16 protein-coding genes and 1 pseudogene are annotated in these 16,350 nt (G+C 72.8%); 10 read left to right on the plus strand and 7 right to left on the minus strand.

What is annotated here, in order from left to right; all coding sequences use genetic code 11:
- Positions 1 to 2: 2 nt before the first annotated feature.
- From JK364_RS22575 to JK364_RS22585, 3 genes are all read right to left on the minus strand, one after another.
- A complete protein-coding gene (locus JK364_RS22575) occupies positions 3 to 1,079 on the minus strand; it encodes a right-handed parallel beta-helix repeat-containing protein (RefSeq protein ID WP_201852973.1) in 1,077 nt (358 codons plus the stop codon).
- 85 nt (positions 1,080 to 1,164) lie between these two features.
- Entirely contained in the window at positions 1,165 to 2,343 is a 1,179-nt protein-coding gene (locus JK364_RS22580; RefSeq protein WP_230992372.1) for an MBL fold metallo-hydrolase, read from the minus strand.
- Between the two features lie 113 nt (positions 2,344 to 2,456).
- Positions 2,457 to 3,680, minus strand: a complete 1,224-nt coding sequence (locus JK364_RS22585) for an aminotransferase class I/II-fold pyridoxal phosphate-dependent enzyme (RefSeq protein WP_201853300.1) — start codon at positions 3,678 to 3,680, stop codon at positions 2,457 to 2,459.
- A 106-nt stretch (positions 3,681 to 3,786) separates the two neighbouring features.
- On the opposite strand from JK364_RS22585, the gene JK364_RS22590 reads away from it, so the two are divergent.
- Positions 3,787 to 4,329, plus strand: a complete 543-nt coding sequence (locus JK364_RS22590) for a hemerythrin domain-containing protein (protein ID WP_201852974.1) — start codon at positions 3,787 to 3,789, stop codon at positions 4,327 to 4,329.
- On the opposite strand, the gene JK364_RS22595 is transcribed toward JK364_RS22590, so the two are convergent.
- Positions 4,253 to 5,041, minus strand: coding sequence for an ANTAR domain-containing response regulator (locus tag JK364_RS22595; RefSeq protein WP_201852975.1), 789 nt, complete (start codon positions 5,039 to 5,041; stop codon positions 4,253 to 4,255). The genes JK364_RS22590 and JK364_RS22595 overlap by 77 nt on opposite strands.
- A 144-nt stretch (positions 5,042 to 5,185) precedes the next feature.
- Here JK364_RS22595 and JK364_RS22600 point away from each other — a divergent pair, with 144 nt between their 5' ends.
- From JK364_RS22600 to JK364_RS22620, 5 genes are all read left to right on the plus strand, one after another.
- The gene (locus tag JK364_RS22600; protein WP_201852976.1) at positions 5,186 to 6,379 is read left to right on the plus strand and encodes a PAS domain-containing protein; all 1,194 of its coding nucleotides are present in this window, start codon (positions 5,186 to 5,188) and stop codon (positions 6,377 to 6,379) included.
- A gap of 414 nt (positions 6,380 to 6,793) precedes the next feature.
- Positions 6,794 to 7,759 (plus strand): TIGR03557 family F420-dependent LLM class oxidoreductase, encoded by a 966-nt coding sequence (locus tag JK364_RS22605; RefSeq protein ID WP_201852977.1) that lies wholly within the window; start codon positions 6,794 to 6,796, stop codon positions 7,757 to 7,759.
- A gap of 31 nt (positions 7,760 to 7,790) precedes the next feature.
- Entirely contained in the window at positions 7,791 to 9,596 is a 1,806-nt protein-coding gene (locus tag JK364_RS22610) for a thiamine pyrophosphate-requiring protein (RefSeq protein WP_201852978.1), read from the plus strand.
- Between the two features lie 137 nt (positions 9,597 to 9,733).
- Complete coding sequence (locus JK364_RS22615; RefSeq protein ID WP_201852979.1) at positions 9,734 to 10,288, plus strand: type 1 glutamine amidotransferase domain-containing protein; 555 nt, start codon at positions 9,734 to 9,736, stop codon at positions 10,286 to 10,288.
- On the plus strand, positions 10,285 to 12,384 hold the full coding sequence (locus JK364_RS22620; protein WP_201852980.1) for a catalase: 2,100 nt from the start codon (positions 10,285 to 10,287) through the stop codon (positions 12,382 to 12,384). Before JK364_RS22615 ends, JK364_RS22620 begins: the two co-directional genes overlap by 4 nt.
- Positions 12,385 to 12,554: 170 nt before the next feature.
- Here JK364_RS22620 and JK364_RS22625 read toward each other — a convergent pair whose 3' ends face one another.
- From JK364_RS22625 to JK364_RS57590, 3 genes and pseudogenes are all read right to left on the minus strand, one after another.
- Positions 12,555 to 13,130, minus strand: a complete 576-nt coding sequence (locus JK364_RS22625) for a TIGR03086 family metal-binding protein (protein WP_201852981.1) — start codon at positions 13,128 to 13,130, stop codon at positions 12,555 to 12,557.
- A 148-nt stretch (positions 13,131 to 13,278) separates the two neighbouring features.
- Entirely contained in the window at positions 13,279 to 13,437 is a 159-nt protein-coding gene (locus JK364_RS57585) for a hypothetical protein (RefSeq protein WP_230992435.1), read from the minus strand.
- A 17-nt stretch (positions 13,438 to 13,454) separates the two neighbouring features.
- Positions 13,455 to 13,706 (minus strand): annotated as a pseudogene (locus tag JK364_RS57590) (hypothetical protein); the annotation flags it as partial.
- A gap of 332 nt (positions 13,707 to 14,038) precedes the next feature.
- On the opposite strand from JK364_RS57590, the gene JK364_RS22635 reads away from it, so the two are divergent.
- The 4 genes from JK364_RS22635 to JK364_RS22650 all read left to right on the plus strand — a co-directional run bounded on the left by JK364_RS22635 (position 14,039) and on the right by JK364_RS22650 (position 16,334).
- Positions 14,039 to 14,281: a hypothetical protein gene (locus tag JK364_RS22635; RefSeq protein ID WP_201852983.1), complete on the plus strand. Its 243-nt coding sequence runs from the start codon at positions 14,039 to 14,041 to the stop codon at positions 14,279 to 14,281.
- Positions 14,282 to 14,396: 115 nt separating this feature from the next.
- Positions 14,397 to 14,780, plus strand: a complete 384-nt coding sequence (locus JK364_RS22640) for a DUF2795 domain-containing protein (RefSeq protein WP_201852984.1) — start codon at positions 14,397 to 14,399, stop codon at positions 14,778 to 14,780.
- 222 nt (positions 14,781 to 15,002) lie between these two features.
- Complete coding sequence (locus tag JK364_RS22645) at positions 15,003 to 15,353, plus strand: CBS domain-containing protein (protein ID WP_201853301.1); 351 nt, start codon at positions 15,003 to 15,005, stop codon at positions 15,351 to 15,353.
- A gap of 171 nt (positions 15,354 to 15,524) precedes the next feature.
- A complete protein-coding gene (locus JK364_RS22650; protein WP_201852985.1) occupies positions 15,525 to 16,334 on the plus strand; it encodes a class I SAM-dependent methyltransferase in 810 nt (269 codons plus the stop codon).
- The last annotated feature ends 16 nt before the right edge of the window (positions 16,335 to 16,350 follow it).

Genomic DNA, 16,350 nt, shown 5'->3' on the forward strand with positions numbered 1-16,350 from the left:
TCTCAGCACCGGCCCGTGGGCGCGGACAGCTCACACACGTTGTCGGTGAAGGTGTTGTCGGGGCCGTTGTCCCGGTCGGCGAGGTCGGCGGGCTTGTTGCCGCTCATCACGTTCCGGCTGATGGCGTTCTTGGCGTTGGGGGCGCCGACGCTGCTGGTGAAGAGCACGATCCCGCCGGACATGGGCGAGGTGCCCACGTTGTCGTTCACCTGGTTGCCCGTCACCCGGGTGCCCTCGGTGCCGGTGAGCACGATGCCGGCGCCCTGGATGAACGGGAGCCGGTCGGTGGCCTCGCAGTAGGCGTTGTTCTCGTAGACGGAGTTGTTGCGGACGTTCAGGTCCCCGGCGCGCGGGGTCGACTCGTCGCCGACGATGAACACCCCGGCGCAGTTGGCGGTGATGGTGTTCCCCTCGACCGAGAGGTCGCGCAGCCGGCGGACCACGGCCCCGGTCCGGTTGCCGCTGAGCTGGTTTCCGGCCACCACGGTGCCCAGGGCGTCGGTGGCGCCGCCCTCGGCGTCCATGGTGTTGGCCAGGAAGACGCCGGACTGCTTGTTGTTCCGGGAGACGTTGTCGACGAAGGTGCCGCGGGTGGACATCTCCTGGCCCATGCCCTGCTGGCCGTTGTCCTCGGTGGTGGTGTTCCGTACGGTCATCCGGTCGGTGCCGGAGCCCCAGATGCCGTTCTTCGCGAAGCCGGTGACCTTCAGTGAGGCGATCCGCACATCCGAGACGGGGTCTTCGGCCGTCCCGGTGACACAGATGCCGTGGCCGGCCTCGCCACAGGCGTTGTCCGAGGGCTCCTCGGCCGGGGAGAGCACGGTGGACTCGCCCGCGCCGACCAGGGTCAGCCGGTCGGTGGTGATCTGGAGGTTCTCCCGGTAGGTGCCGGGCCTGATCTCGATGGTGTCGCCGGGCGCGGCGGCGTCCACGGCGGCCTGGATGGACTGGCCGGGCTGGACCACATGACGGGTCGCGGCCTGGTCGACGGGGGCGGCGTGGGCTCCGGGGAGCTGGGCGAGTTCGATGACGAGGACGGCCGTGAGGCCGGCGAGGTGGCGAAGTTTAGGTGTGCGCATGAAAAGGAAGTTAGGTGCGCTCCGCATCACTCGCCACTTATGTGCTACCCGTCACTTATGCCCTGGATTAACCCACTTGGCCGCCTTATCCGAGTACGCGGGATGCCCCGATCGGCAGATCCCACAGCTCCTCGCGCGGCCGCCCGGTGGCCTCCCAGGCCGCGCGGATCCGGTGCAGCGGCTCCAGGGGCGGCTCGGCCGCGAGCAGGAAGGTGGACCAGTGCATGGGCGCCAGCACCCGCGCCCCCAGGTCCAGATGCGCCTGTACGGCCTCCTCCGGATCGGTGTGCACCCCGGTCAGCATCCAGCGCGGCTCGTACGCGCCGATGGGCAGCAGCGCGACATCGATGCCCGGGTAGCGGCGGCCGATCTGCCGGAACCAGTGGCCGTAACCGGTGTCCCCGGCGAAGTACACCCGCTGTCCGTCGGGCGCGGTGATGACCCATCCGCCCCACAGCGAGCGGCAGGTGTCGGTGAGGGTGCGCTTGCTCCAGTGGTGGGCCGGGACGAAGTCGAAGCGGACCGGGCCGTCCTCGCCGGGCAGTTCGGCCGCCTCCCACCAGTCCAGCTCGGTCACCCGGGTGAATCCGCGCACCCGGAACCAGCGGGCGAGCCCGGCGGGCACGAAGACCGGCGTCGCCTTCGGCAGCCGTTTGACCGTGGGCGCGTCCAGATGGTCGTAGTGGTTGTGGCTGATGACGACCGCGTCCACGGGCGGCAGGTCCTCCCAGCGGACCCCCACCGGAGTGACCCGGGCCGGGGTGCCGAGGATCTTGCGGGCCCAGACCGGGTCGGTGAGCACGGTGAGCCCGCCGATCCGCACCACCCAGCTGGCGTGCCCGGCCCAGGTGAGCGCGGTCAAGCCGGGGCCGATGAGCGGCAGCGGGCCCGGTTCGAAGGGCAGCTCGGGGATGTCGCGGAGCGTCTCCACGGACGGTCTGAGCCACCCCTCCCGGGCCAGCCGGGCCAGCGCCCGCACCCCCGGCAGCGGGGAGGTGAGCCGGTCGGCGAACGACGGCGGCCAACTGCGGATCTCACCCGGCGGACGCGGGGCGCCCGGCGCGGGGACGGTGGGCTCCAGGCCGCCCGGCTGGGGGCCACCCGGCTCCAGGCCGCCCGGCTCCAGGCCGCCCGGCTCAGGGACGGCCGGGGCCAGCCGGGGCCGGGTGGCGCCGGGCCGGGCGCGGCGCCGCCCGGCCGGTTCGGCCGGTTCCGCGGGCTCCGTCGGCTCCGCCGGTTCCGCCTGCTCGGCGTGGTCCGTCATGGCCTGGCTCCCTTCCGTATCTGGGCCGTCTTCCGTATCTATCCGGGCCGTGTCCGGGCCGGCCCCTCGGTGCCGGCGCGCCTCGGAGGTCCGTGGCTGGGGTCCGGGGCGGCTCAGCTCACCGGACTGCTTTCGATCAGGTCGCGGAAGGCCGCCTCGAAGGCGCCCAACGCCGTGGCCACATGGGGCAGTTCCAGCGGATCCGGCGTCCGGAGCGCCCGTAGCCGCGACTCCTCCGCCGCGCCGAGCAGCGGCAGGGTCGCCAGCCGGAGCCGCAGGGTGTGCGGAGGGTCGCCGAAGCGGTGGCCCCCGGCCACGCTCCGGCCGATCCGCCGCACCAGCTCGCGCTCCAGCTCCACCGAGTCGGTGATGCCACGGGCGGCGAGCACCCCGCGCAGCTCGTCGAGGTCGGCGTAGAGATGCCGGCCGGCCTGCGGCGGGCGGGCCAGCGCCCCGACGGCGGTCAGCGCGCGGTAGGCGGCCGCGGCCACGGCCCCGTGCGCCCGGACGGCGGCCGCCAGCCGGTCCCGTACCGGCTCGGGCTCGTCGAGGGCGTACGCGGCGGCCGCCGCGATGGGCGCGGGCAGCCCGGACCGTACGGCGGTGAGCAGCGACAGCACCCGGCCGCGCAGCTCCGCCCCGCGCTCGGTCGCGGGGAACCGGGCGATCGCGGCGGGCCAGCCCGCCGGGGTGAAGGCGCCCGCCAGATCGGAGAGCACGATCACGTTCTCGGGGGACATCTCGGCCGGGCTGAGCAGCACCGTGCCCCGCGGATGGTGGACGGTGTCCCGCCAGGTCTCGTCGCTGACGATCAGCAGCCCCTCGGCCACGGCCGCCTCGCACACCTCGTGCAGCAGCTCGGGCGGGGCCACGGTGCCGGTGGGGTCGTCGGCCGCCGACAGCAGCAGGACCCTGGGCACCCCGCCCTCGGCGCGGATCCTGCGCACGATCTCCAGCAGCGCGAACGGATCGGGCAGCCCACCGCATTCGGCCGGGACGGGCGCGTGGTGGGCGCGCCGGTCCACCAGCCGCACCAGCGGCGCGTACCAGGCGGCGCAGGGGCGGGGCAGCAGCACATCGCCGCCGGGGGCCGAGGCGAGCAGCGCCAGCAGCAGCGGTTCGGCGCCGGGGGCGACCACGACATGCTCGGGGTCGGTCCACAGCCCGCGCCGCGACCAGTAGCCACAGGCCGCCGAGCGCAGCCCGGCCGAGCCGCCGACCGGGCCCGGCGCGGTGTGACCGGCCGCCGCGACGAAGCTGTCGAGCAGCTCCGGGAGGACCGGCAGTCCGCCGTCGTCCCGGTCCGCCGGTGCCGGAGCGGTCCACTGCCGCTGCATTCCGTCCACACCTCCGCCCGTGTCCGGCGGGTCACCGCCCACGTATGTCCACCTTCGCAGATCTCCGGCGCCGTTTCGCGGAAGGGGCCCGGGGGACCCGGGCGCCATGACAGCGACGCCGGAACAACACGATGTGGTGGCCCTGCTCACCGCGGACCACCGCACGGTGCGCGACCTCTTCGAGGGGTACCGCGCCGCCACCGACCCGGAGCGGCGGCGGCAGCTGGTCGACCGGATGACGGTGGCGGTGGTGCGGCACTCCGTGACCGAGGAGGTCCATCTGTACCCCACGGTCCGCAAGGCGCTGCCGAACGGCGACCGGATCGCCGACGAGGAGATCGAGGAGCTGACCGAGGCCGAGCGGATCCTGTCCGACCTGGACGCCGTGGACCCCCGGGACCGGCGGTTCGACCCGCTGGTCCGGGAGCTGATGGACGTGGTGTCCATGCATATCCGCGGCGAGGAGGACCTGGTCTTCCCCGAGCTGCGGGAGCGGCTCACCCCCGAGGAGCGGATGGCGCTGGGCCTGCGGGTCGGCGAGGCGGCGGCCGCGGCGCAAGGGGTGCCCCCGGTCAGCCCGGAAGGTCCCGGTCCGGGCCGGACGCTGGCCGATCGGGTCCGGGAGCGGCTGACCGGCCGAACTCGATGAGGTTCCGCTCCAGACCGCGGCCGCGGGTGCGCACCACGGTCTCGGCGAGCTCCGCCAGCTTGCGGTTGGTCCGCTGGGAGAGCCGGCGCAGCAGGTCGAACGCCTGGTCCGGGTCGCAGCCCAGGACGTACATGACGATTCCGCACGCCTGGTCCACCACCGGCCGGCTGCGCAGCGCCGTGTCCAGCTGGTCGACCTGGACCAGGGCGGCCCGGTAGAGCCGGTCGCGGGCCATGCTCTCGGTGGCCAGGTCGCCGAGCAGCCCGGTGGCGCCCTGAGCGGCCCTCCGCAGGGGCCCCGGGCGCAGCCCGTAGACCGAGACGGTCACGGTGAGTCCGTCGCAGGCGAAGGGCAGGGCGGCGGAGGACCGGATGCCCGCGTCCAGCGCCCGCGCCCGGTAGCGCGGCCAGCGGTCGTCGTGGAGCAGGTCGTCGGCGCCCGCCGGGCGGCCGGTGTTCAGCGCCGCGAGGATCGGGCCCTCCCCGACCCGCAGCTGGACCGACACCAGCGCGGACAGATCGGGGTGGGTGGCCGCCGTGGTCCGGTCGGCGTCCACGCCGCCGGGGGGCTCCTCGGCGAGTACGGCGGTGGCGGTGGCCCCGCAGCTCTCGGGTGTGCCCGCGGCGGCCTGCTCCGCCAGTTCGGCCAGACCGCGCCCGAGGGAGGGTGCGTCGGGCTGGAAGGCCGCGCGGATGTGCGTACGGTCGGTCATCGCCGAGTTCACTCCTTTCGCTCCGGTGCGATGTGCTGTCCGGCCCCGTCCTTCCGGGGCCCCGATTTCTTCGGGTCTCCCCGCACTTGAGTGGAAAACACCACCCGTGCGGCCCGGTGAGTGCGGTCAGGCTACGGTGTGCCCATGCCAGAGGCGCAGGAGTTTGGTGCGGAGCTCGCGGACTTCCGCAGACGGGTGGAAGAGTTGCGGACCGCGCGGGCGCTGCCCTCCCAGGAGCGGCCTTCCCTGCTGGACGCCGCCCTCTTCGAACTCCAGCATGTGGTGGACGTGCTGTGGCCACGGTACGAGGAACTGACGGCCGCCTCACCCCGCGGCCCCGGCGGCGGCCGGGGCGACCCGCAGGAACAGCAGCTGCTGCGGGCGCTGTTCCAGCGGCTGCCGATCGCCACGGTGCTGCTGGACCGCGACGCCGTGGTGCGGCGCATGAACTTCACCGCCACCCAGTTGTTCCACACCCGGGCCGGATACGCCACCGGCCGCCCGCTCACCGCCGCGCTGCGGCGCGACGGGCAGGCGGCGCTGCGCTCGCAGGTCGCCGCGGTCGCGCGCGGCGAGGGCGACCGCAGTCTGACGGTGTGGCTGTCGCAGCCGCCCGTCCACGGTGAGGTGCGGGTGACCCTGGCCGCGCTGCGGCCGCCGGGCGAGCCCCATCCGGCGGTGCTGGCGGCGTTCCAGCCCGGGGTGGCCGGCCCGTCGGCGGACGAGGGGGCGGCCGGGGTGTGGGCCCAGGAGTCCCGGCCGGATCTGGGCGAGGTGTCCCGCCATGCCGAGCTGCTGGACCTGGTGGACGACATGACGGCGGCGCTGCTGCGGGTGGACCCGGCCGGGGACGGCCCGGAGGCGGCGCTGACCGCGGCCGCGGAGGTGCTGCACGGCCGGTTCGCGGACTGGGTGATCGCCGATCTGGCCCCGGAGGCCGGTCCCGGCAACCCGCGCCGGGTGGCGGCCCTCGGCCCGCGGGACGCGGTGGGCGACCGTACGGCGTCCCTGGCCGAGCAGGATCCGGCCGACTGCCCCCTGGTGGTGGACGCGCTGTACGACGGGGCCTCCACGCTGTGGGTGAGCCCGGTCGACGCCGACGCCTTCGGCCGGGACGCGACGGGAGCTCCGGTGCTGGTGCGGGAGGAGGTCACCTCGCTGCTGTGCATACCCCTGCGCGCGGGCGCGGGCCCGGTCCTGGGGTCGCTCACGCTCTTCCGTACGGGCGGGCGGGGTGCCTTCGAGATGGCGGAGGCGGGCGTGGCGGACCGGATTTCCCGCCATGTCGCCCTGGCCATGGCGCGCACGGCCGAGCGCGCCCCGGCCCCCGGGGCGTGAGCCGGCCGCGGCACCCGCTCGGGCCGCACCGGCCCCCGCTCAGGCCGCACCGGGCCGTGCCGGTCTGCCCAGCCGGGCGCGGGTGTCGCTGAGCAGGCGGGAGACCCGCGTCCGGGAGATGCCGAGCCGGCCGGCGATCCGGCTCTGGGGCTCGCCGCGGAGACGGCCTTGGCCAAGCCGACCATGGCGACCTGCCGCAGATCCTCGGTGACCTCGCCGCGGTCGCGGAACTGGCCGGCGAGCCGCTCGGCCATGGGCGTCCAGGCGCGGACGACGTCCCGGCGCGGGGCCTCCTTCGACGGTCCATCCGGCACACAGGGCGCGTGCCCGTCCCGGCCCGGATCAAACGAGGTTTCCTTCCCCTGGCCCCGGTTACTCGTCGCATCCGCCGGTGTCCGCGCTCGAGGAGGGCCCATGACCGAGTACGGCTACTTCCTGGCCGCCGAAGAACACGGGCCCGCGGACCTGGTCGAGCAGGCCCGGATGGCGGAGCAGGCCGGTTTCAGTCATCTGTGGATCTCGGACCACTACCACCCCTGGAACGACGCCCAGGGCCAGAGCTCATTCGTCTGGTCGGTGATCGGCGCCCTCGCCCAGGCCACCAGCCTGCCCGTGCAGACCGCGGTGACCTGCCCCACCATCCGTATCCACCCCGCCATCGTGGCCCAGGCCGCCGCGACCAGCGCGGTGCTGCTGGAGGGCCGCTTCCGGCTGGGTGTGGGCAGCGGCGAGGCGCTGAACGAGCATGTGCTGGGCGACCGCTGGCCGCCCGCGCCGATCCGGCTGGAGATGCTGGAGGAGGCCGTGATGGTGATGCGCCAGCTGTTCGAGGGGCGCCGCGTCATCCATCACGGCAAGCACTACACGGTGGAGAACGCGCGGCTGTACACCGTGCCCGAGGAGCCGGTGCCCATCGACATCGCGGCCTTCGGATCGGCCGCCGCCGCGCTGGCCGGCCGGGTCGGCGACGGCTTCATCACCATGACCCCGGACGCGGAGCTGGTGGCGCGGTTCCGGCGCGGCAGCGGCGCCGGGGGCAACAGCAAACCGGCCCGCGGCGGCCTGAAGGTGGCTTACGGCCCGGACCCCGACGAGGCGCTGCGCACCGCCCACCGGCTGTGGCCGACCGAGGGGCTGCCCGGCGAGGTGCTGTCGACGCTGACCACCCCGGGCCAGTTCGAGCAGGCCGCCCGGCTCGTCACCCCCGAGCGGGTGGCCGGGGAAGTGGTCTGCGGGGATGACGCGGAGGCGCACGTGGCCGCGCTGAACGCGTACGCGGAGGCCGGGTTCGACACCGTCTACGTCAATCAGATCGGCCCCGACCAGCGCGGATTCTTCGACTTCTACCGCACCAAGGTGCTGCCGCAGGTCGCCGGTTGACAGCGATCGCCGAGAGGAGCGATGACCCACCATGACCATGAAAGTGGCCGACTACATCCTCGCCCGACTGTCGGAGTGGGGTGTCGAGCATGTGTTCGGCTACCCGGGGGACGGAATCAACGGCCTGCTCGCCGCATGGGGGCGGGCCGAGAACGAGCCCCGGTTCATCCAGGCCCGGCACGAGGAGATGGCCGCGTTCCAGGCCGTCGGCTACGCCAAGTTCAGCGGCCGCCTCGGCGTCTGCGCGGCGACCTCGGGGCCCGGCGCGATCCACCTGCTGAACGGGCTGTACGACGCCAAGATGGACCACGTCCCGGTGGTGGCCCTGGTCGGCCAGACCCACCGCAGCGCGATGGGCGGCTCGTACCAGCAGGAGGTGGATCTGCACAGCCTCTTCAAGGACGTGGCCTCCGACTTCCTGGAGACGGTCACCGTCCCCGAGCAGCTGCCCAACGTCCTGGACCGGGCCATCCGCACCGCCTACGCCCGCCGCGCCCCCACCGCCGTGATCATCCCGGCGGATGTGCAGGACCTCGACTACTCCGCGCCCACCCATGAGTTCAAGATGGTGCCCTCCAGCCTGGACCGCAGCGGCTGGTCCGCGGTGCCCTCCAACAGCGCGGTGGAGCGGGCCGCGGAGGTGCTGAACGCGGGCGAGCGGGTGGCGATCCTGGTCGGCCAGGGCGCCGCCGGGGCGCGCAAGGAGGTCCAGCGGACGGCCGAGACCCTCGGCGCCGGGGTCGCCAAGGCGCTGCTCGGCCTGGATGTGCTCAGCGATGAACTGCCCTATGTCACCGGGTCCACCGGGCTGCTGGGCACCCGGCCCTCGTACGAGCTGATGCGGGACTGCGACACCCTGCTGACCATCGGCTCCAGCTTTCCGTACAGCCAGTTCCTGCCGGAGTTCGGCAAGGCCCGCGGGGTCCAGATCGATCTCGATCCGCACATGATCGGGATGCGCTATCCGTATGAGGTCAATCTGGTCGGTGACGCGCGCGAGACCCTGCTGCGGCTGCTGCCGCTGCTGCAGCGCAAGGAGGCGCGGGACTGGCAGGAGGAGATCGTCGCGGGCGTACGGCGCTGGCGCGAGGTGATGGGCTCCCGCGCGGAGGTGTCCGCCGACCCGATCAACCCCGAGTACGTGGCCCACTGCCTGGACCCGCTGCTGCCCTCCGACGCCATCATCACCTGCGACTCCGGCTCCGTCGCCAACTGGTACGCCCGCCATCTGCGGATGCGCGGCGAGATGCGCGGCTCGCTGTCGGGCACGCTGGCCACGATGGGCTGCGGGGTGCCGTACGCGATCGGCGCCAAGTTCGCCCGCCCGGACCGGCTGGCGGTGGCGCTGGTCGGGGACGGCGCGATGCAGATGAACGGCCTGGCCGAGCTGATCACGGTGGCCAAGTACCGCCGGCTGTGGGAGGACCCCCAGCTGGTGGTCGCCATCTGGAACAACCAGGATCTCAACCAGGTCACCTGGGAGATGCGGGCGATGGGCGGGGCACCGCAGTTCCCGCCCTCGCAGGCGATCCCCGATGTCTCCTACGCGCGGTTCGCCGAATCGCTCGGCATGACCGGCATCCGGGTGGAGAAGCCCGAGCAGGTCGAGCGGGCGTGGCGGGAGGCGCTGAGCGCGGACGGCCCGGCGGTCGTGGAGTTCCTCACCGACCCGGACGTCCCCCCGATCCCGCCGCACGCCACCCGGGAGCAGATGGCGGCCACGGCCGAGTCGATCATCAAGGGCGACCCGGACCGGGCGGGCATGGTCCGCCAGGGCCTGAAGGCGAAGGCGCGGGAGTTCCTGCCGCACCGGAAGAAGACGCCGGACGACGCCTGACGCGCGTGATGTTCCCGTTTCGACCCCGTCCGCGCTGGCTACCCGCCGCACCGGACGGATGCGATACCCGGACCGGAAGAGACCGGAACCGGACCGGAAGAGGCCGGAAGGTAGAGACCGGAAGGACGTGAGCAGCAATGAAGGTCGCCTTTCTCGTCGCCCCGGAAGGCGTGGAGCAGGTCGAGCTGACCGACCCCTGGCAGGCGGTCCGGGACGCCGGGGGCACCCCGCGTCTGGTGTCCACCAAGCCCGGCCGTATCCAGGCGTTCGACCATCTCGACAAGGCGGACACCTTCGAGGTCGACCAGGTCGTGAAGGACGCGACGGTCGAGGAGTACGACGCCCTGGTGCTGCCCGGCGGAGTGGCCAACCCCGACTTCCTGCGCCTGGACCGCAAGGCCGTCGCCTTCGCCAAGGGCTTCTTCGACGCGGGCAAGCCGGTGGCCGCGATCTGCCACGCCCCCTGGACGCTGGTGGAGGCCGATGTCGTACGCGGCCGCACCCTGACCTCCTGGCCGAGTCTGCGCACCGACATCACCAACGCCGGCGGGACCTGGGTGGACGAGCAGGTCAAGATCTGCACCGGCGGCCCCAACACCCTGATCACCAGCCGTAAGCCGGATGACCTCAAGGCGTTCCGCGAGGCGTTCCTGGAGGAGTTCGCGAAGACGACGAAGGGATCGGCACGATGACGGAGGACCGCAAGGAGCGGCAGCGCGACATGTACCGCGCGCCCGACCCCGCCGAAGGGCCGCTGACCACCGACCAGGGCGTGGCCGTCGACCACACCGATGACTCCCTCACCGTGGGCGAGCGCGGCCCGACCCTGATGGAGGACTTCCACTTCCGCGAGAAGCTGACCCATTTCGACCATGAGCGCATCCCGGAGCGGGTGGTGCACGCGCGGGGCGCGGGCGCGTACGGCTACTTCGAGCCGTACGAGTCCTGCGCGGAGTTCACCCGCGCCGCCTTCCTCCAGGATCCGTCCGTGCGCACCCCGGTCTTCGTGCGGTTCTCCACCGTGCAGGGGCCCCGGGGGTCGGCGGACACGGTGCGGGACGTACGGGGCTTCGCGACGAAGTTCTACACCTCGGAGGGCAACTACGACCTGGTCGGCAACAACATGCCGGTCTTCTTCATCCAGGACGGGATCAAGTTCCCCGACTTCGTGCACGCGCTCAAGCCGGAGCCGCAGAACGACATCCCGACCGGCGCCTCCGCCCATGACACCCTGTGGGACTTCGTGTCGCTCCAGCCCGAGACCATGCACATGATGATGTGGCTGATGTCGGACCGGGCGATTCCGCGCAGCTACCGGATGATGCAGGGCTTCGGGGTGCACACCTTCCGCTTCGTGGACGCCCAGGGCCGCGGCACCTTCGTGAAGTTCCATTGGAAGCCGAAGCTGGGCGTCCACTCGCTGGTGTGGGACGAGGCGCAGGAGTGCGCGGGCCGCGACCCGGACTTCAACCGGCGCGATCTGTGGGAGGCGATCGAGGCGGGTCAGTACCCCGAGTACGAGCTGGGGGTGCAGCTGATCCCGGAGGAGGACGAGTTCAACTTCGAGGTCGATCTGCTCGACGCCACGAAGATCATTCCGGAGGAGCAGGTGCCGGTGCGGCCGATCGGCCACATGATCCTGAACCGCAACCCGGACAACTTCTTCGCGGAGACCGAGCAGGTGGCCTTCCACACCGCCAACGTGGTCCCCGGCATCGACTTCACCAATGACCCGCTGCTGCAGGCCCGCAACTTCTCGTATCTGGACACCCAGCTGATCCGGCTGGGCGGGCCCAACTTCGCGCAGCTCCCGGTCAATCAGCCGGTCACCCCCGCCCGGACCAACCAGCGGGACGGCTACCACCAGACCGCGATCCACCGCGGCACCAACTACTCCCCCAACTCGCTCGGCGGCGGCTGCCCGGCCCTCGCCGGAGCGGACGGCTACGCCTTCTCCCACTACGCGGAGCGGGTCGAGGGCCACAAGATCCGCAAGCGGAGCGAGTCCTTCAAGGACTTCTACAGCCAGGCCGCGCTGTTCTGGAACAGCATGAGCGACTGGGAGAGGCGCCATATCGTCGACGCCTTCCGCTTCGAGCTGGGCAAGGTCGGCGCGGTGCATGTGCGGGAACGCACGGTCGAGCAACTGGCCCAGGTCGACTACGACCTGGCCTCGCAGGTGGCCCAGGGCATCGGCGTGGCACTGCCGGAACCCGGCGCCAACAACCACAAACCCCAGGCCTCGCCCGCGCTGAGCATCGAGAACCTCCACGGCGACGGCTCGATCCGCACCCGCCAGATCGCGGTACTGGTCATGGACGGTGTGGACACCGGCCAGCTCACCCAGGCCCAGGAGGCGCTCACCGCCCAGGGCGCCATCGTCGAGGCCCTCGCCCCGCACGACGGCAAGGTCCTCGGCGCCGACGGCAACGGCTACGCGGTGGACCGCGCCCTCCCCACGGTCGCCTCCGTCCTCTACGACGCCGTCCTCCTCCCCGGCGGCCCCACCGGCACCCCCGGCCTGGCCTCCGACAACGAGGCCATGCGCTTCGTCCGCGACGCCTACCGCCACGGCAAACCCATCGGCGCCCTCGGCTCCGGCGTCGGCATCCTCTCCTCCCTCGCCCCGGAAGGCCTCCACATAGCCTCCGGCCACGGCCACGTCTGCACCGACCGCGGCGTCGTCACGGACACCACGACGGGCAGGGCAAGCGAGGAATTCACCCAAGCCTTCACCGAAGCCATATCCGCCCACCGCCACTGGGACCGGCCCCGGGTCCGCTGCTGAATTCCGCGGGGCGCGGTGGGCCGGTATGCGGGCGGGGGTGTGGGCGACGCCCACACCCCCGCCCGAATCAGCCCCTCCGGCGTTTGAGGAGCGGGGTCCGGGGCGGAGCCCCGGTGGGGGTGAGGGGGCGGAGCCTCCTCTTTCGGGAAGGGGCGGGGTGGGGAATCTGCCTACGGCTCGCGGCCCAGCAGGGCCAGCAGCCGGGCCTGCGCATCCGCCCCCGCCGGAGGCTCAACCGGCGCCGCGAACAGCCCGCTCTCCTCCAAATCCGCCGCATACGGCGCGACCTCCCGCACCGAAAAGTCCACCAGCGGCTTGGGAATGCGCTCGTCCGCCCCAATGGCCCGAGCCAGATCCCACGCGTGCACCGCCGCATCAGCCGTCATCTGCGCGCAGTAATGCGTCGCGGGGCTCTCCCCGTACGAGAGGCCGACCATCCGGTCGAGCGCCCCCGGCTCGCGGAACGCGTCCCGCGCCGCGGTCGCCACCACGTCCCACGTGGCGACGGGGTCATCACCGAGCAGATCGCCCTCCAGCGCATCGCTCTGGTCGCCGGCGCTCGCCCCCTCCCGGACCAGCGGCGGCACCCACATCTGCTCGACCGCGAGATGGTTCACCAGGTCGCGTACGGTCCACTCGGTGCAGGGCGTCGGGTCGTCCCACTGATCGGGCCGGATCGCGTGCACCCGTTCGGTGAAGAGGTCCAGCGCCTCGCCGTGCCTGGTCAGCAGCGGATTCTCCGCCATGGGCGATCACCCCGTATGAGGAGGATGAGGGGGCTGAGGGGGCGCCCCCGGCCCCGGCGTCCCCGGGGGCGTCGGAGGCGCGACGGGCCCGCCAGGACCGGGGACGGGCCCGCCAGGACCGGTGGGGCTGCCAGGACCGGTGGGCCCTTCAGGACCGGCGGGGCCGCCAGAAGGACCGGGAGGAGCCACGGGCCCCGAAGGGGCGGAAGGCGCGGCAGGCGCGGAAGGGGCCGCAGGGGCGGAAGGCGCCGAAGAAGGCGCGCCGGGCCGTCGCCCCGCCCCCTGCCCCGCCGCGTTCTTCAGCCACCCCGCCACCACCAGCAACAGCGCGAAGACGACCAGCGCCGCCGCCCACCCCGGAAGCGCCAACGCGAACAGCAGCACAAGGCACGCCGTCAGCGCACCCCCCGCATAGAGCGCGGCCGCCGCCGCGCCACCGTAGAGGCGGACCGCGCGCCGCCCGGACTGCTCGCGCAGCTCCCGGCGGACCTCTTCGCGGACGGCTCGTGCGACCGGCTCCGCCAGGTCCCCGGCCGCGGGTATGCCCGCCTTCGGATAGGCCGATTTATCAGTCATGCGCCGCCGGGTACCCGTGCCCCACGCTCGTTAACAGTCCTCAGGAGTCCTCGGGAGTCCTCAGGAATTCTCGTCAACGCGAGCGGACCACGGGTACGCGGGCACTTCCGCAGGGCATCTGGACAGGGCACGGCGCCGGACCCGGCCCCTGATGTCCCGCGTCCGGCGCCGCTCCTCACTCCCTACGGGCCGCTCGGCCGGCCAACGGGTCCCCCTCCCCCACGAGCCCCAAACGTCGGCTTCGGAACCTCACCCCCCAATCGTCCCGACGACCTCGTGTCGATGCCGTCGTCATGGGTACGCGTGGGGGACGCGAAATCTGGAGGGAGTACATGCGACTCGGACATCTCCAACCGCTCTATGACCGTCCGGGCCCCTGGGCCGGCGTCCATGTCGACACCACGCACCCGGACGAGTCAGCGGCCGAGGAGCAGGAACGCGCCGCCCGCGAGGCGAGCCGCCGCCTGGAAGGGCAGGGCGCCGACCAGACCACCTGCCGTGCGATGTACGCGAGGCCGGCCGCGCCGCCGCCCGGCGCGGGCCGGGGACGGCCCGCGCCCGCGCCCGCGGATTGAACATCCGCGGACCGAACATCCCGGGAGCGGATTCGACCGTCCCGGAACCGATTGGCATATCCCGGGAGATGACCGACCCGGGAGACACCCGGACCCGCTGAGGAAGGGGACCGACATGCAGCGAGGCAGCGACCGGCTGAGCGTCCACAAGGACGACGAGATGAAGCACGAGCTCCAGGGGCTGATCCGCTCCGGGCATCCGACCCGGGCCGAGGAGTGGCACGACCCGGAGCCGGCCGCCGACGACGACCCGGACGTCGCCCTGGGGCCGGTCCCGGCGCGGGGGACGACCGGTGAGGCCGAGGCGGTGCGGTTCGAGTTCGGCCGCCGGCTGGGACGTACGTCGTTCCCGGCGGATCGTGAGGGGCTGCTGCGCGTCCTGGAGGACCGGCACACACCGGACGGGCTGATCGCTCTGGCCGAGGAACTGCCCACGGACCGGACGTTCCACACGGTGCAGGAGGTGGTCTCGGCACTGGGGCTGCGCCCGAGTACGTAGCTGGTGCCGCGCCCGAGCACGAAGCTGGGGCCGCACCCGAGTACGTAGCCGGGGCCGCACCCGAGCACGTAGGGGATCGCCCAGGGATCGCGGACGGCGCATATCCGCCGCGCATAGCCCCGACGCACGTGGGTACTGCGGGCAGCACATCACCCAGGAAGGGGAGGTGGACAGGTGTCCCAGGACCCACCGCGCGATCCGACGCGCCCCGTCCGGGAGGCCATGACGCGGCCCGCGATCTGGGTGCGCCCCGATGCCTCGCTGGTGGAGGCCGCGCAACTGATGCGCGCACAGGACATCGGCGATGTGCTGGTCGCCAGCGACGGGGAGGTACTCGGCGTCCTCACCGACCGCGACATCACCCTCCGCGCGGTCGCCGAGGGCGTAGACCCTCTCGCCGTCACCTGCCATGCCGTATGGACCCCGGACCCGGTGACGATCGGGCCGGACGAGGAGGTGGCCGAGGCGGCCGCGCTGATGCGGCGGCATGCGGTGGGGCGGCTCCCGGTGGTCGAGGCGGGGCGCGCACTGGGCGTGATCAGCCGGGGCGATGTGACGGAGCCGCCTGTCTGACGCGGCACATTCCGCCGAAGGGGCGGTGGGGTTTCGTCTCCCCACCGCCCCTTCGCTGCTCTACGGAAACGCTCGCGCATCGCTCGCATACTGAGACGGTTCTTCTCGTGATGCGAGATGCCTTCTACGGTGGAGCCACCCGTTCACCGGTCCCGAAGGGGGAGTTCCACCATGCCGAAGGACGCCGCCGTCTACACCCACGGCCACCATGAGTCGGTGCTGCGCTCGCACACCTGGCGCACGGCGGCCAACTCCGCCGCGTATCTCACCGGCCATCTGAGGCCCCATATGCGGATCCTGGACATCGGCTGCGGCCCCGGCACCATCACCGCGGACCTGGCGGAGCTGGTCCCCCAGGGGCAGGTCACGGGCGTCGACGCCGAGGGCGCCATCCTGGAGCGGGCCCGCGCGGTGGCCGACGAGCGCGGGCTGGCCAACGTCTCCTTCGCGGTCGCCGACGTCCACGCGCTGGACCACCCCGACGACTCCTTCTGCGTGGTCCACGCCCATCAGGTGCTGCAGCATGTCGGCGACCCGGTGGGGGCGCTGCGCGAGATGCGCCGGGTGTGCGCGCCGGGCGGCATCGTGGCGGTGCGCGATTCCGACTACGCCGCCATGACCTGGTACCCGTCCGTCCCCGGGCTGGACGGCTGGCTGGACCTCTACCGCCGGGTCGCGCGGGCCAACGGCGGTGAGCCGGACGCCGGTCGCAGGCTGCGCTCCTGGGCCCTGGAGGCGGGGTTCACCGACATCACCTCGACCGCCACGGCGTGGTGCTACGCCACCGAGGAGGAGCGGGCGTGGTGGAGCGGTCTGTGGGCGGACCGCACGGTCGCCTCCTCCTACGCCCGGCTCGCGGTGGACGGCGGCCATGCCACGGAGGAGGAGCTGCGGTCGATCGCGGAGGCGTGGCGGACGTGGGGCGAGGCCCCGGACGGTTGGTTCGCCGTCCTGCACGGTGAGATCCTCTGCCGCGTCTGAGCAGTTCAACTAGGCT

Source organism: Streptomyces endocoffeicus, assembly GCF_016741935.1.
In the GTDB taxonomy this organism is placed as follows: domain Bacteria; phylum Actinomycetota; class Actinomycetes; order Streptomycetales; family Streptomycetaceae; genus Streptomyces; species Streptomyces endocoffeicus.

Excerpts from the sequence above, each read along its gene's own strand:
- JK364_RS22575 (WP_201852973.1), bottom strand. The coding sequence starts at position 1,079 with ATGCGCACACCTAAACTTCGCCACCTCGCCGGCCTCACGGCCGTCCTC.
- JK364_RS22580 (WP_230992372.1), bottom strand. The coding sequence starts at position 2,343 with ATGACGGACCACGCCGAGCAGGCGGAACCGGCGGAGCCGACGGAGCCC.
- JK364_RS22585 (WP_201853300.1), bottom strand. The coding sequence starts at position 3,680 with ATGCAGCGGCAGTGGACCGCTCCGGCACCGGCGGACCGGGACGACGGC.
- JK364_RS22590 (WP_201852974.1), top strand. The coding sequence starts at position 3,787 with ATGACAGCGACGCCGGAACAACACGATGTGGTGGCCCTGCTCACCGCG.
- JK364_RS22595 (WP_201852975.1), bottom strand. The coding sequence starts at position 5,041 with ATGACCGACCGTACGCACATCCGCGCGGCCTTCCAGCCCGACGCACCC.
- JK364_RS22600 (WP_201852976.1), top strand. The coding sequence starts at position 5,186 with ATGCCAGAGGCGCAGGAGTTTGGTGCGGAGCTCGCGGACTTCCGCAGA.
- JK364_RS22605 (WP_201852977.1), top strand. The coding sequence starts at position 6,794 with ATGACCGAGTACGGCTACTTCCTGGCCGCCGAAGAACACGGGCCCGCG.
- JK364_RS22610 (WP_201852978.1), top strand. The coding sequence starts at position 7,791 with ATGACCATGAAAGTGGCCGACTACATCCTCGCCCGACTGTCGGAGTGG.
- JK364_RS22615 (WP_201852979.1), top strand. The coding sequence starts at position 9,734 with ATGAAGGTCGCCTTTCTCGTCGCCCCGGAAGGCGTGGAGCAGGTCGAG.
- JK364_RS22620 (WP_201852980.1), top strand. The coding sequence starts at position 10,285 with ATGACGGAGGACCGCAAGGAGCGGCAGCGCGACATGTACCGCGCGCCC.
- JK364_RS22625 (WP_201852981.1), bottom strand. The coding sequence starts at position 13,130 with ATGGCGGAGAATCCGCTGCTGACCAGGCACGGCGAGGCGCTGGACCTC.
- JK364_RS22635 (WP_201852983.1), top strand. The coding sequence starts at position 14,039 with ATGCGACTCGGACATCTCCAACCGCTCTATGACCGTCCGGGCCCCTGG.
- JK364_RS22640 (WP_201852984.1), top strand. The coding sequence starts at position 14,397 with ATGCAGCGAGGCAGCGACCGGCTGAGCGTCCACAAGGACGACGAGATG.
- JK364_RS22645 (WP_201853301.1), top strand. The coding sequence starts at position 15,003 with ATGACGCGGCCCGCGATCTGGGTGCGCCCCGATGCCTCGCTGGTGGAG.
- JK364_RS22650 (WP_201852985.1), top strand. The coding sequence starts at position 15,525 with ATGCCGAAGGACGCCGCCGTCTACACCCACGGCCACCATGAGTCGGTG.